The 13,376-nt window shown below is 50.1% G+C and carries 17 protein-coding genes; 4 read left to right on the top strand and 13 right to left on the bottom strand.

Translation table 11 applies throughout. The features are described 5' to 3' along the window. Positions 1 to 90: 90 nt before the first annotated feature. From BSZ32_RS20550 to BSZ32_RS18715, 11 genes are all read right to left on the bottom strand, one after another. The gene (locus tag BSZ32_RS20550; protein ID WP_425500442.1) at positions 91 to 363 is read right to left on the bottom strand and encodes a DegT/DnrJ/EryC1/StrS family aminotransferase; all 273 of its coding nucleotides are present in this window, start codon (positions 361 to 363) and stop codon (positions 91 to 93) included. Next, a complete protein-coding gene (locus BSZ32_RS19665) occupies positions 333 to 1,280 on the bottom strand; it encodes a DegT/DnrJ/EryC1/StrS family aminotransferase (protein WP_425500428.1) in 948 nt (315 codons plus the stop codon). Before BSZ32_RS19665 ends, BSZ32_RS20550 begins: the two co-directional genes overlap by 31 nt. A 140-nt stretch (positions 1,281 to 1,420) precedes the next feature. Continuing rightward, complete coding sequence (locus BSZ32_RS06030) at positions 1,421 to 2,041, bottom strand: PEP-CTERM sorting domain-containing protein (RefSeq protein ID WP_105042604.1); 621 nt, start codon at positions 2,039 to 2,041, stop codon at positions 1,421 to 1,423. A 113-nt stretch (positions 2,042 to 2,154) separates the two neighbouring features. After that, positions 2,155 to 3,399, bottom strand: a complete 1,245-nt coding sequence (gene cysN, locus BSZ32_RS06035) for a sulfate adenylyltransferase subunit CysN (RefSeq protein ID WP_105042605.1) — start codon at positions 3,397 to 3,399, stop codon at positions 2,155 to 2,157. 50 nt (positions 3,400 to 3,449) lie between these two features. Next, positions 3,450 to 4,355, bottom strand: a complete 906-nt coding sequence (gene cysD, locus BSZ32_RS06040; RefSeq protein ID WP_105042606.1) for a sulfate adenylyltransferase subunit CysD — start codon at positions 4,353 to 4,355, stop codon at positions 3,450 to 3,452. Between the two features lie 6 nt (positions 4,356 to 4,361). Beyond that, entirely contained in the window at positions 4,362 to 4,970 is a 609-nt protein-coding gene (gene cysC, locus BSZ32_RS06045; RefSeq protein ID WP_105042607.1) for an adenylyl-sulfate kinase, read from the bottom strand. After that, on the bottom strand, positions 4,967 to 5,215 hold the full coding sequence (locus BSZ32_RS06050; protein WP_105042608.1) for a DUF2061 domain-containing protein: 249 nt from the start codon (positions 5,213 to 5,215) through the stop codon (positions 4,967 to 4,969). The genes cysC and BSZ32_RS06050 overlap by 4 nt, the downstream gene beginning before the upstream one ends. 273 nt (positions 5,216 to 5,488) lie before the next feature. Continuing rightward, positions 5,489 to 6,019 carry a transcription termination/antitermination protein NusG gene (gene nusG, locus BSZ32_RS06055; protein WP_105042609.1) on the bottom strand — a complete coding sequence of 177 codons (531 nt, stop codon included), beginning with the start codon at positions 6,017 to 6,019 and terminating at the stop codon, positions 5,489 to 5,491. Continuing rightward, positions 6,019 to 6,504 carry a GbsR/MarR family transcriptional regulator gene (locus BSZ32_RS06060; RefSeq protein WP_105042610.1) on the bottom strand — a complete coding sequence of 162 codons (486 nt, stop codon included), beginning with the start codon at positions 6,502 to 6,504 and terminating at the stop codon, positions 6,019 to 6,021. Before BSZ32_RS06060 ends, nusG begins: the two co-directional genes overlap by 1 nt. A 20-nt stretch (positions 6,505 to 6,524) precedes the next feature. After that, the gene (locus BSZ32_RS18710; RefSeq protein WP_165788676.1) at positions 6,525 to 6,692 is read right to left on the bottom strand and encodes a hypothetical protein; all 168 of its coding nucleotides are present in this window, start codon (positions 6,690 to 6,692) and stop codon (positions 6,525 to 6,527) included. 69 nt (positions 6,693 to 6,761) lie between these two features. Next, entirely contained in the window at positions 6,762 to 6,911 is a 150-nt protein-coding gene (locus BSZ32_RS18715; protein WP_165788677.1) for a hypothetical protein, read from the bottom strand. A gap of 730 nt (positions 6,912 to 7,641) precedes the next feature. On the opposite strand from BSZ32_RS18715, the gene BSZ32_RS06065 reads away from it, so the two are divergent. From BSZ32_RS06065 to BSZ32_RS06075, 3 genes are all read left to right on the top strand, one after another. Continuing rightward, entirely contained in the window at positions 7,642 to 8,643 is a 1,002-nt protein-coding gene (locus BSZ32_RS06065) for an aspartate-semialdehyde dehydrogenase (protein ID WP_105042611.1), read from the top strand. A gap of 105 nt (positions 8,644 to 8,748) precedes the next feature. Continuing rightward, positions 8,749 to 9,630 (top strand): polyprenyl synthetase family protein, encoded by an 882-nt coding sequence (locus BSZ32_RS06070; RefSeq protein WP_105042612.1) that lies wholly within the window; start codon positions 8,749 to 8,751, stop codon positions 9,628 to 9,630. 68 nt (positions 9,631 to 9,698) lie between these two features. Continuing rightward, complete coding sequence (locus tag BSZ32_RS06075; protein WP_105042613.1) at positions 9,699 to 10,181, top strand: hypothetical protein; 483 nt, start codon at positions 9,699 to 9,701, stop codon at positions 10,179 to 10,181. A 1-nt stretch (position 10,182) separates the two neighbouring features. Here BSZ32_RS06075 and BSZ32_RS06080 read toward each other — a convergent pair whose 3' ends face one another. Together BSZ32_RS06080 and pabB are read right to left on the bottom strand one after the other, a co-directional pair. Next, positions 10,183 to 10,797 (bottom strand): YdcF family protein, encoded by a 615-nt coding sequence (locus BSZ32_RS06080; RefSeq protein ID WP_165788678.1) that lies wholly within the window; start codon positions 10,795 to 10,797, stop codon positions 10,183 to 10,185. A 62-nt stretch (positions 10,798 to 10,859) separates the two neighbouring features. Continuing rightward, positions 10,860 to 12,083 carry an aminodeoxychorismate synthase component I gene (pabB, locus tag BSZ32_RS06085; protein ID WP_165788679.1) on the bottom strand — a complete coding sequence of 408 codons (1,224 nt, stop codon included), beginning with the start codon at positions 12,081 to 12,083 and terminating at the stop codon, positions 10,860 to 10,862. A 140-nt stretch (positions 12,084 to 12,223) separates the two neighbouring features. On the opposite strand from pabB, the gene BSZ32_RS06090 reads away from it, so the two are divergent. After that, complete coding sequence (locus tag BSZ32_RS06090) at positions 12,224 to 13,366, top strand: tetratricopeptide repeat protein (RefSeq protein ID WP_105042616.1); 1,143 nt, start codon at positions 12,224 to 12,226, stop codon at positions 13,364 to 13,366. Positions 13,367 to 13,376 lie beyond the last annotated feature (10 nt).

A 13,376-nucleotide genomic window follows, 5' to 3' on the forward strand; every position in this document is an offset into this window, starting at 1 on the left:
ACACTTGGAGGCGCTAGGGACTGTGTAGTTCGAGTTGCTAGCGTCTAGCTACTTGCTACTTGCTACTTGCTACTTGCTACTTGCTACTTGCTACTTGCTACTTGCTACTAAAAAGCTGGCGATTGCTGAGATGACTTCGTCTTTTTGGGCGAGGGTGAGTTCTGGGTAGATTGGGATGCTAATGACTTCCTTGGCGAGTTGTTCGCACACGGGGAGGGCCTGCTGAGGGAGGTCTGCGAAGCATTCTTGTTGGTGCATGGGAACTGGGTAGTAGGTGTCACAGCCGATGCCTAAGTCGGTGAGATGCTCTCTGAGAGCATCGCGCTGGCCGTCTAGGACACGGATGGTGAATTGATTCCAGATGTGCTCGTTGTGGTCATACGATACAGGTAGAACGAGCTGGGCATTGGCTTCAGTGAGGCGCGTATTTTGCTTATCAGCGCTGCCGTGATCGGTGGGATCTGCTGGGTGACTCCTGGAAGTTGGAGGAGCTTCTCGGTGTAGTAGCTGGCGTTGGTTTGGCGATTTGTAGTGTATCTATCGTACTCACGAAGCTTTACTCGGAGCAAAGCTGCCTGGAGCGCATCGCAGCGAAAGTTGCCGCCGATGTACTTATGGTAGTACTTCGGATTCATTCCGTGGTTGCGTAGCATCAGCGCCATTTCAGCGAGTGCGTCATTGTTGGTCACCAGCATGCCGGCGTCACCGAAGCCGCCGAGGTTTTTTGATGGAAAAAAGGAATAGGCTCCGAAGTCACCAATAGAGCCGACTCCGCGGCCTTTGTATTTGGCTCCGATTGCTTGGGCGCCATCTTCTATCACTTTTAGTCCGTTCTGCTCGGCAAAGGCCATGATTTCGTCCATATCAGCCGCTTGACCAAAAAGGTGGACGGGCATGATTGCTTTGGTCTTACTTGTCAGCTTCGTTGCTGCATCTAAGAGATCTATATTGAAATCAACTGGGCAGCTATCGACAAATACAGGGATTGCGCCGGTGCGGGCGATACAGCCAGCCGTGGCGAAGAAGGTGAATGACGGGCATAGGACCTCGTCCCCTTCACCGATACCGAGTGCCATCAGAGCCAGTAAAAGAGCATCTGTGCCCGACGATACGCTGATGGCATGTTTCGCTCCTACCATCTCTGCCACTTCGCGCTCGAAGGCTTCCATTTCTTCACCCATGATGAAGCGTCCAGATTGGAGGACGCGGTCGAAGGCGGCTTTTAGTTCTTCCTGGAGTGGAAGGTTCTGGGCATTTACATCGAGAAGTGGGACGGGCATGGGAAAGTGAGAAGTGAGAAGTGAGAAAGGAAGTTTTCAGGCTGAAGTGTTCAGTGTTCAGTGTTCAGAATGGCTAGATGAAACTAGGAAGAAGCTAAATAAGGGGGAAAGGCTTGGCTGGTGGAACCAATAACTAGTAACTATTTCTTAGTTGCCGGTCTTTTATGTCGGGATAGTAGGGTTAGTCCACCTAAACCGAGTAAAAGGGAATATGAGGGTTCTGGGACGGCTGCCACGCCCATATTTTCGAGGTCAAAACTAGCTCCTGTGGCACCTGCCGCTTTGAGTACGATAATATCACCAGCCATTAGGCGATAAAGAGGATCTGGATTCCAAATATCTGTATCTCCCGCGAAATCGGGTTGATCCGTGTATAGTAATAAAGCAGGATCACTGCCGAATTTCAATGAAGCTGCATCTATGGCATCAGCAGCTCCAATACCACCAAATTCGATGTAATCTATATCTACATCAAAGTTGAATGAAATAGTGATAATTTCGCCACCATCAAAATCGACGGAATCATCGGCGACTCCTAAACCTCCGGCATTCGAATTGAGATTCACCACGGCTGAATCGAATTGATACGCTGTAACAGTCATTATAAAATCCACCGAGTGAACAGGATCATTCAAGGCTACATCGACAGTCGTCTTTACGTCGTAAATCCCACTTTGGTTGGTGAAATCAATAAGCACAGCAGATTGAGCGTTAGCAATAAGAGCGGCAGCGACTGAGAAAATATACAATTTTTTATCCATTGCCTTGCAGCCTAACAGAACTTAAATCTATTACTAGATTTTTCTGTTAGTAATATTTTCATCTAAACGATGAAAAGCAGCCCACTAGATCAGCTAGTGGACTGCGTAAGAGCTTAGGCGATCATGCCGGCAGCCACAGTTTCGTTGGAGCTGGCGTCGACTAGGATGAATGAACCAGTGTGGCGGTTCTTATTGTAGGCATCGACGTGGAGCGCCTTTGCTGTGCGGAGCTTGATCCGACCAATGTCGTTCATACCGAGAGTTTTCACTTCTTCTTGTTTATGGAAGGTGTTGACGTCCACTTGATAATCCAGAGATTGGATCACCGCTTTAGTCTCCTGCTCTGTGTGACGGATAATGTACTTTCCGCCGACTGAGAGTGGACGCTCGGAGAACCAACAGACCATGGCTTCGATATCCTGAGTGGATGTCGGTGGATTGTTTGCTTTGACGATCATATCGCCACGTGAAATATCGATCTCGTCATCGAGGGTGATGGTCACGGACTGCGGTGCATATGCTTCAGCTAGCTCACCATCGGAAGTGTGGATAGACTTGATGATTGATTTGAAGCCGGAAGGAAGTGCCAGCACTTCGTCACCTGGCTTGAATACTCCACCAGCAACACGGCCCGCGAAGCCGCGGAAATCATGCCACTCATTAGAGTGAGGACGGATAACCCACTGGACTGGGAAGCGAGCTTCCACGTGGTTCTCGACACCACCAACATACACTGTCTCAAGATGGTAAAGGAGTGTGCCTCCTTCGTACCAAGGCATATTTTTTGACTTATCAACGACGTTGTCACCGCGAAGCGCAGATATTGGGATCGCGTGGATGTTGACGAGGTTTCCGAGTCGGCTGACGAGGTCAGTGTACTCCTTGATGATTTCGTTGTAACGCTCTTCAGAGTAGTCGACGAGGTCCATCTTATTCACAGCCACGACAACGTGCTGGATACGCAGGAGGTTGGCGATGAATGTGTGACGCTTGGTCTGTTCGATCACCCCCTTACGGGCATCGATAAGGATGATAGCCATGTCCGCTGTGGACGCACCAGTCACCATGTTGCGGGTGTACTGGATGTGACCTGGAGTGTCAGCGATAATGAACTTGCGCTTAGGAGTCGCGAAGTAGCGGTAGGCCACATCGATGGTGATTCCCTGCTCACGCTCAGCCTTGAGGCCGTCGGTGAGGAGTGCTAGGTTGATTTCCTCGTCACCACGCTTCTTGGAGCTACTTTCGATAGCTTCGAGTTGGTCTTCGAAGATTGATTTGGAATCATAGAGCAAGCGCCCGATGAGTGTCGACTTTCCGTCGTCGACGGAACCTGCTGTGGTAAAACGTAAAAGATCCATGAAAAAATTTGTGATTTATGATTTAAAAAATTATGATTTGGAAAAGAGACCTAAAAGTAACCTTCCTTCTTGCGATCTTCCATGGAAGTTTCAGAGCGCTTGTCGTCTGTGCGGTTGCCACGCTCAGTCTGGCGAGCAGCAGCCACTTCATCGACGATTGCATCGTAATCCGTAGCGACAGATTCGATAGCGCCAGTGATGGTAGCGTCACCCATGGTACGGAAACGGATGCTCTTCTTTTCTACAGTCTCACCTTCGCGTGGTTGCACGAACTCAGAGATAGCAAGAATAACACCATTGCGCTCAAGACACTCACGCTCAGCGGCGAAATAGAGGCTTGGAAGCTCTATCTTCTCAGCTCTGATGTACTGCCAAATGTCCATCTCAGTCCAGTTGGAGAGTGGAAAGACACGGAATGTTTCACCCTGGCGCTTGCGACCGTTGAAAAGGTTCCAGAGCTCTGGGCGCTGGTTCTTAGGATCCCACTGACCGAAGTCATCACGGTGAGAGAAGAAACGCTCTTTGGCACGGGCTTTTTCCTCATCACGACGACCACCACCGAGACACGCGTCATAGCCGTGCTCTTCGATAGTGTTAAGAAGTGTTGTTGTCTGGAGAGCATTACGGCTAGCATCTAGACCCGTTTCTTCCTGAACATCACCTTTATCGATGGATTCCTGTACAGAACCTACAACGAGGCGCGCACCGATCTTATCCACGTAGTAATCGCGGAATTCCATTGTTTCATTAAAGTTGTGACCGGTGTCAACGTGTACCAATGGGAATGGCAAACGTGCTGGGTGGAATGCTTTATAGGCGAGATGCGCCATGACGATCGAGTCCTTGCCGCCAGAGAATAGCAATGCAGGATTTTCGAACTGTGCCGCAGTTTCACGGAGGATGTAGATAGCCTCAGCTTCGAGTTGTTTGAGGTGACTTAATTGATAAGAGGACATAACAGTTTATTTGGAAATTTTCTCTAACTGGATACTAGAGGAGATTGATTGAAGAAGGGTTTCGAGGCTTTGCTCGATAGATTGATTTTCGGTCTCGATGACTAGGTCTGCTTGATCGGGCTCTTCGAAAGAGGATGTTTTACCTGAGAAATGCGCTACCTTGCCGTCTTTTGCTTTGGCGTAAAGCCCTTTGACATCCCGCTCTTGGCAGGCTTCAAAAGAAGCTTTCACGTAGACCTCTAGGTATTGCTCATCACCGAGAATGTCGCGCACTTGCTGGCGGAAAACATTCTGAGGAGTGATCAGCGAGACCAGAACAATTGCTCCGTTGTGGCGAAGTAGCTTGGCCACTTCCGCGGCACGGCGGATGTTTTCGTTGCGGTCTTCATCGCTGAATCCGAGACCGGCATTGAGTCCACTGCGGAGATTGTCTCCATCTAGCATGGTCACGTAGCGGCCTTGGGCATTCAGCGCCTTTTCTGCAGCGTTCGCGATAGTCGACTTGCCTGAACCCGAGAGCCCATACATCCAAACCACCAACCCTCGTTGGCCAAGAAGCTCCTGTTTGGTACTCTGAGGAAGCTGGCGTTCATATTCTGGGTAGATATTGCTCATGCTTTTAGTTTGCTCAACTTTTGTTTCCACCGGGCTCCTTGCGCAGGCAGCCACTGCCAGAGACGTTCGTGTCCATAGTAGATGAAAAACTTTAGAAAGAACTCGACGGCAGCAATCTTGCCAGCAGTCTCGGTCTCGCCAGTCCACATCCAAGCGATGAGGTAGGTGGTGAGCGTCGCAATACACCGCCAAGTGATTCCTTTCATCACGCTTTTTCGGCGGCTATCTGCTTGAGGTTCATTCATGGCGAGTCACTCCATAAACTGACTCTTAAATTTTGGCAAGAATTATTTCATTCTTAGCATGCTCAACTTACTAATGTATTGAACTTTTTTGTTCCAATCAGGCTACCGCCCTTGGTCGTACTGAATTGGGAATTTCAGAAACCTACGGCTGTTGTATTCGATATGTTTGAATGACAGCATTTGCGATCAACTAATAGACAGAACAGCAGGCTGAGAAAAAAGTTCAAATAAAAATGAACAATTTCAAAGAGGCTGCCAATCCTATGCAGTCATTTATTTTTTCGTATCGGGACGCCCTGGCAGGAGGAGGGACATGAGATCCACTTCCACCTCGCGCTCACCACCAATAAATTCAACCAGAAGCCGCACTCTTTCTTTACCTGGAAGCACCTCCAAAACATCGCCGATTTGACCACGCAGCGGCCCTTCTGCCAGCTCAAATTGATCCCCTATTTCCACTTCGTGGTCTATCACCACTTCCTCTTGCTCGCCTAGCAGCTCAGTCAACGACTCAACAAACGCGCAAGGAATGACAGGCATTGACCCGCCAAACTTCACAATAGTTAAGACTCCTTGGGCATACCTGACACCACGCTCGTGTTCTTTTCTGTTAAATTTCACAAAGAGGTAGCCAGGAAACATTGCTTCGGACCACCAAACCTTTCCGCGCCGAGTGGCTTTGCGAAATTTCACCAAGGGGCACACCACCTCGAGCCCCATCGTCTCACGCAGGCTTCGCGCGGCTATCCGCTCACGCTTAGGCTGCGCTCGGACGACATACCAATGACTGTCTTGCTCATTCATCAGCTAGAAAGAATTTTCTGTAGAATAGGCAACAACAAGCTGGCCTTGCGCCGCCATTTATCAAGCCGCTCTATACGATCTAGAGCAAAGTCGTCTCCCCTGTCCACAAGCTCACGTAAAGCTCCAATTTTCACCTTCGCGCTTTTCATGTGTGGCCGAACCTCCTCACGAATAAAACCGCCCACCAAGCTTTTTAGCTCAATGTCTGCTTGATAATACGTTTTACGAGAATCCGGTGAGTGGACCTCTTTGATAGCCCCCAAGGTCCGCAACATTTTTAGGCCTTGGCTCGCCGTCCCTTTACTCACGCCGAGCAAGACCACCAAATCATCGAGCGAGAGCACGGCATCTCTAGCAAAGAGTAAACCGTAGATTTCCCCCACCGACTTGGGCAAGCCAATCACTTTCACCCCATCAGCAAACAGTGCAATCACACCTTGCTCAAGGGCTGTGATTTTCTGATCGTGCTGCTCTAGTTCAGCCATTCCATCTCATCCAGCTTCGATTAATCAAATTCAGGATCGAGAGCGCACTCTAGCTCAGGTCGAGCGACATCGTCATGCGATGCTAGACCAGCAGACCGACCGACAGACTGGAGCAGGTTCCCTGGTATCTGCATCGTCCGACCTAGCGTCTGACAGGAATTGAGGCCAATACATGCCGCAACAGCCATAATTATTAAGCTTAGTCTCATCACAAAAAAAGAGCCACTGGGCTCACAAGGAGTCCAGTGGCTGAAAAATCACTTCGTAGGAGTCACTGGAATATCAGTAAAAGATGGAAGTGGGCGAAGTGGTGGAGCCTTGGCTTCACCTGTGCAGCAACCACAGGAGCTAAGAAGTAAAGTAGCCGTGGCTGCGGAAGCGATTGTTAGAATACGTAGAGCTTTCATAAATAGTTATATATTTCGCATTGCATCTTGAGCGCCTCATGCGTGAGCGCAAGAAAAAAGCGGGTTCCCGTTAGGAAAGCCCGCTTCAAATAGTCTACTTAGCGATTATTTTGTAGCTATTGGCACTGGAGCTACCTCAGGAGATGAGCCACATGAGCCACATGAAGTGGAAAGAGCGATACCTGCTGCTGCTGCTGCGATTGCGATGATTTTAACGAATTTCATAGTGTTTATTAGTTTATTAGTTTTATTTTTAGTTTGATGGGAACCACTCGTCCCCGGGTTGGATTTACACGCAAGGCGTGCGCATCCCTCAGGCTTACATGCACCCGCAGCAAGAACTAAGGAAAGTGATAGAAGCTGCGGCTGCAGCGTAGATGAGAACTTTAAGGGTATTCATGGGAATTATTATTTAGCGGGTTCGACGTAGGTAGGCTCAGCAGGCGCGTTACTTCCGCAGGAAGAGAGAGCTGCATAAGATGCTGCAGCTACTACTAAAATGATGCATTTGATTGTTTTCATAGATGTTGGCTTTACCATTTAGAGACAACACCCGAACGGGATTGCCTAACACTACTTAGTAACCTAGTAGAATCTTCTGCTAGACGCAAGCTAGAAACGTAGGTGGAACATTATTTCTTTCACTTTGTCCCCCATTACAAGAACAAGCATTGCTAAATGGGGTAACTCTAGTATCCTTTCGCGTACTCGAGCCCGAGTAATTAAGACCATGAAAGAAGCTAAACACATCGCAATCGTCGGCGCCACAGGTGCCGTAGGTGAGGAAATGCTCGCTTGTCTCGACCAGCGCGACTTCCCAATCAGCGAGCTCACCCTGCTCGCCTCTGCCCGCTCTGCAGGCAAAAAGATTACCTTTCAGGGCAAAGAGATTGTTGTAAAAGAACTGACTCACGAAGCATTTGAAGGAGTAGAAATCGCGCTTTTCGCTGCTGGCGGCGGCATCTCAGAAACCTTCGCACCTTCTGCAGCAAAGGCTGGAGCTATCGTCATTGATAATTCCTCAGCCTTCCGCATGGATGACGAGGTTCCCCTCATCGTTCCTGAGATCAACCCGGAAGCCGCGAAGGACGCCGTGAAAGGCATCATCGCCAACCCGAACTGCACCACCATCATTTCATTGATGGCTCTTTACCCGCTTCACAAGAAGTACGGACTCAAATCTATCATCGCCTCTTCGTACCAAGCGGTATCTGGCTCTGGTGCGGCTGGCATCGCTGAACTCAAACAGCAATGCGAAGCTCTAGCAAATGGTGGTGAAGTAGTCTCCGAAGTCTACCCGACTCAGATCGCGTTCAACGTGATCCCACAAGTCGACGTATTCCAGCCGGACAACTACACCAAGGAAGAACTCAAAATGCTCAACGAGGCGCGTAAAATCCTTAAGCTCCCAGAACTGAAAGTCACCTGCACTTGTGTTCGAGTTCCAGTCTATCGTTCGCACTCCGTTTCCATCACTGCCGGCTTTGAAAAGACTCCGAATGTGGCAGAGGCACGCGCCGTGTACGCTGACTATCCAGGCGTCGATGCGAAGGACGATCCATCACAGAATATTTTTCCGACTCCGCTCGACACGACACTCAAGGACAACTGCCTAGTCGGCCGTATCCGCGAAGACAAGGTGCTCGACGACGCCCTCGCCCTCTGGGTGGTAGGCGACCAAGTCCGTAAAGGAGCAGCACTCAACGCTGTGCAGATCGCAGAAATTCTCTAAGTCTATTTCATCCCAGCTGAAATACCGTATTTCAATTTAGGTGCTATGCGTTAGGTCTTTTCCAGACTAAATACATAGCACCTTTTTATTTAACACCTGAACCCTATGAGTTTAAAAATTTGGCTTAAAGCCCAGCAAGAAACTGTCGACGCAGCCCTCGATCAGATTCTCCCAAGTGAAGACACACGCCCAGCAACGATCCACCAGGCCATGCGCTACAGCATGTTCGCTGGGGGGAAACGCCTGCGCCCTATTCTCTGTCTCGCAGCAGCAGAAGCTTGTTCAGGTGAAGAAGAAAGTGCTCTCTTCCCAGCTTGCGCAGTCGAGGTCATGCACACGTATTCTCTAGTACACGATGACCTCCCCAGCATGGACGATGACGACCTACGTCGTGGTCGCCCGACTAGCCATGTGGTTTATGGAGAAGGAATCGCGGTGCTTACTGGTGATGCTCTACTTACTGAAGCATTCACCATCATTGCTCAGACACCCTCGACTGAGAGCTACAACGCGCGCGACTACGTGCTCGAACTCTCAGAAACCGGCGGCAGCAAGAAGCTCATTGGCGGCCAAGTTCTCGACCTCGAAGGCGAAGGAAAAGAGCTCAACCAAGAGCAACTCGTGCACATCCACGAAGCTAAAACAGCGGCCCTTCTCTGTAGCTCGCTTCGGTTAGGTGGCATGAGCGCTAACTGCACAGCCGAACAACTCCAAGCACTCACGGATTTCGGCTACAACCTCGGACTCGCGTTCCAAGTCATCGATGACATCCTCGATGTCACGCAGACCACAGAGCAACTAGGGAAAACTGCCGGGAAAGATGAGTCAGTCGACAAGTCCACCTACCCCGCGATTCTTGGACTTGAAGAATCCAAGGCTGAAGCGACTCGCCTCACCACCCTCGCTCTCGACGCTCTAAAGCCACTCGGTGAAAAGGCTGCTCGTCTCGAGCAGATTGCCCGTCACATGCTCGAACGCGAATTCTAGGAGATTCACAGATGGTTCGAATTGAAAAGGGGTGAGGAAAAGTATCGTGCTCGCTATTCACAGCAGCTATGCTAAAATCACTCCTTTGCGCCGGCGCCCTCTTCAGCACATTCACCCTAGGCCAGGCCTCTGACGAACACACTCAAACGTGGCTCGAACTCTCCGTTCACAGCCAAAACGTAGGTCAACGCATTCATATGTTCGGAGTGGATGCCGATGAACCCGACCCAAAGAAATTCGAGAACGACATCAAAGCTATTGATGCATTACTCGACAGTCTGGTGAAAAAAGGCGTCTTAAAGAAAGCGAGATTTGAGCTCAAACCGGAACTTGAGATCGAGGAATCACTCGTCGTCTCGGTCGGTGAGTTGATAAAAAATCATGCGCCGCAGTACGGGATTTACGTGATCCGCGAAATGATGGACATCGGCGCTCGCCAATGGCTCAGCGAATTTAAAGAAGACGCCCCACTGGTGCTCAACGTTCGTCTACCAGAACCCTTCCTCAAAGAATTTCAGGCATTGCTTAAGAAAAATGAGTTCCAGAAATAACTCACTCCCCTGCTAATCTCCAAACGTGGAGGTAATAAAGTTCACGCAGTAAAAACCCCCATTGGTTTTTCTCGGATCGATACATGCTCGTTTGGGTGGCCGATGGCTCGGCTTCGACACCATGCTTTTGTGTCATTGCTAGAGCACGCTTGAGGTGCCATGGGTCACTCACTAAGAGCGCTGACTTAAGACCATTTTGTAGCATCAGCTTTTCTGCCTCTATGATATTCTGCTGCGTGGTCTGAGACTCTTTCTCGGTCAAAATGTCCTTCTCTGGGACTCCCTTTTTTTTGCAGTATTGAAGAGCCACTTCAGACTCAGAAAATTTGGCGTTTTCACCGTAGCCCCCAGTCAGCAAAACCTTAGTCACTCGACCTTCTTTATAGAGTTTGATCGCATGATCAATACGCGCCTGAAACACCGGTGACGGCTTGGTGTGGTAGGCCGCTGCCCCTAGCACAATGGCGCAGTCGGCTTTACCTCCGTCATCGCTAAAACCAATACGATTGATATCCCACACTTGCCAGCTGGCGTAGAAAAATAGTAATAACAGAGATACGGACAACCACTTGACGCGGCGCCCCCATCGCTTCCTGAATGATATTTTCTTAGCCAAAACTCTCCACGCCGCAGCATCTACCCATTCAGAGGCGCTGTAAATCTCAAAACTTGAGCCTATCACTTCTCTCTAACGTATTCCTCCACTGCCACGCGCATCCCTTTTGCCTTTTGTAAGGTTTCTTCGTATTCAGCCTCGGCAGTAGAATCAGTGACAATGCCAGCGCCTACATGGTAGTGCAGCTGATCCCCTTCACGCACCATCGTGCGGATGACGATATTGAACTGACTTTGCCCATTGAAACCAAAGTAGCCCATTGCGCCAGTGTAGAGCCCTCTGGGAAGTTCTTCTAACTCCTCAATGATCTCCATAGCACGTTTTTTGGGAGCCCCTGTAATACTGCCCCCTGGGAAGCATGCCTGCAGGGCGCGAACCTGACTACCATTTTTCTGCAGTCTGCCGCTCACGGTGGAAACCAAATGATAGACGTGCTCGAATTTTTCTAACTTAAGCAAGGCCTCAACCTGAACGCTGCCAAAATCACACACCTGACCTAGGTCATTACGACCGAGATCAGTGATCATCACCAACTCTGAAACTTCTTTTTCAGAGGTTCTAAGCTCAAACGCTGAGCGCTGGTCGGCCGCGGGGTCATCAAAACGGGGTCTCGTCCCTTTGATCGGTCGGGTCACCATCCGATCCTGGTCAAAACGCAAGAATGTCTCGGGCGAGGACGACAGCACCTCTCGCCCGTCCAGTGACATGTAGCTAGAATGAGGAGCAGGAGAAAGTGCCCGCAAATGAGAATAAAGCCCAAAGGCTGATTCCCCCACCACCGCAGCTGAAAACTTTTGAGCTAAGTTGACCTGGTAGATATCACCAGCGGCGATGTACTCTTTGATTGTCTCCACTTTTTGCAAGTAGTCACCACGTCCCATCGACTGCGCAAATTTGCCAATCTGTAGGAGCGGCGTGGTTGAGTCACTGAGGATTTCGGAGGAAAGGCTGCCACGCTCGTACCATTGCCCAGAGCTATGCCGGTAAACCAACATCTCTGGATACACGCCAAAACAATAGGAACCTTCGTACTCGATCCAGCCGCAGAGTCCGCCATTTGGCAGATCACTAGACTCAGTCGCATGCTCCGCCAGAATCTCCTCAATTAAGCTAACATCGGACACATTTCCCCGTAAGATCTGGCTGGGTCGAGCAGCCACTATACTGATGATCTCGTCCACTCCGTCGGGGAAATTCCCTGAGCTATCAAAAAATACGAGCCCATCAAGATGCTGCAGCCCAGCGGCTACAGAACTTGGATGCAGGAGGATATCTCGCTCAGTCATTTGGGCCACATTCATTCGCTCTGCAAAATCCATACGCCATCTCCAGCATTCCTCAAGAGGAATAGATTCGCTAACTGGAAATCATTTATCAAAAATCGTCCTTTCCATCGCCCTCATTTACCCTCTAAAGTCCGTTATCCATGGGAACACCTACCCAAGAATCGCCGGCAGCAACGCGTCCAGCCTACACCATAGCGTGCGGGTTGTTCGCCTGTATTGCCTTTGCCCAGCTCCTTTCAGTAGGTGTTGCCATTGCTGCGCGCACAGGTGAAACCCGCGAGGTTGTTCGTTATGTCAAAGGCGCACCATTGATTGTTTCGATTCCCACTTTACCTGATGAGGTTCCATTGAGCGGCAGTTTAAATCCACGTAGCGTGGCTGAAATGCTCGAAGAATACACGGATAAAGACGATGCTGCCATCCAGCCGCCGTCCACCACTTTCCAAACACTTCTTTTCAGCCCGCCTGCTATCCCTGAGACTGCGCCTTCAATCCAGGACCCTATGGTTGAGAAATTGGTTCGCGATGCCCACACCGCCCACAACCAAGGAGACCTGATCAAAGCTCTAACCAAGCTTGAGGAAGCAGAGTCTATAGCCCCGAATGAGCCCGCTATATTCTACCGCAAGGCTCTCTTATTTGAGGATATGGGTCTGTGGGAGCGCGCGACCAACATCTACGAAAAACTCTTCGTGATGGGGCCGGAGATTGGTGTCTACTACCACAAATCGGCCTTCAAACTCTCCAATGGCATCAACCCTCAGTCGCAAAAAGAGCAATCCCTCATCATCGGTCACATCATGCGCCGAATTTCGCCTGACCGGCTTCGAGCCCGACTGACTATCCCAATACGCACGGTCGCCAATGCTGACTTTGATTCGAAACAGCTCGAAATCAAAGTCCACCACTACGACCTAGTGGATAAGAAAAAGATCGAAGCCGTGCCTCTCTCTCGGGCAGACAACATCAAAGACCGCTGGCTGCATGAGCCCCTGGACTGGGCCAACGACGAGGAAATCGTGGAATCAACCTACACCCTACCTCCAAGCGCTGTTGCTGAAGAGCACCTGTTTGGCAAGCGCACCTACTTCGGCTACGTCACCGAGCTATACTACAAGAATGAACTCATCGATCAACAAGCCTATCCGCGCCGCCTTCACGCGATCCACGCAGAGCAGCAAAACAATCATGAGTTTGCCTTCCCACTCGATTTTCCACTCGACGAGGCTTTGCCTAATATCAACCCAGACAACCCTCTTCTCCCGGCACTTCCTCGCCACTAAGCCCACACGC

The organism is Rubritalea profundi, from assembly GCF_002954445.1.
GTDB lineage: Bacteria > Verrucomicrobiota > Verrucomicrobiia > Verrucomicrobiales > Akkermansiaceae > Rubritalea > Rubritalea profundi.